The 406-nt window shown below is 42.4% G+C and carries 1 protein-coding gene; it reads left to right on the forward strand.

Going from position 1 to position 406, the window contains the following annotated elements; all coding sequences use genetic code 11:
* On the forward strand, window positions 1-300 hold a 300-nt coding region (locus HC026_RS12440), incomplete at its 5' end, for a DUF669 domain-containing protein (protein WP_168926212.1).
* Between the last annotated feature and the right edge of the window lie 106 nt (window positions 301-406).

The following is a 406-nucleotide window of genomic DNA, read 5'->3' on the forward strand; positions in this document are numbered from 1 at the left end:
CAAGCTGTGGGAGTACCAGAAGGGACACCGCTTAAATCAATTGATGACTTCACTAAATTAATAACCGGTGTGCCAGTCAATGTGTATGTAAAGAAAGAAGAAAACACGTATCAAGGAAATACCACAATGGTCAATCGGGTAGCGCCATGGAACTTTAGCGCGACCAAGTTCCCAGACGTTCAGCATGAATACAAGGATGGTTCTAAACCAGCTGCTAAGCAACCAGTAGCTAGTGGTAAGAACCCGTTTCCTAGTGATGCCGATACTGTTGATGTTTCAGATTCAGACTTACCCTTTTAATTCGGAGGTAGCAAATGTATGAACTCATACCAGACGAACTCAAGTCCCTAAAGACTTGGGGTCTGTACAAACTGATTTGGAAACCAGAACGTAAAAAATATACCAA

Origin of the sequence: Secundilactobacillus angelensis (genome assembly GCF_012641075.1) — a bacterium.
Lineage (GTDB): Bacteria > Bacillota > Bacilli > Lactobacillales > Lactobacillaceae > Secundilactobacillus > Secundilactobacillus angelensis.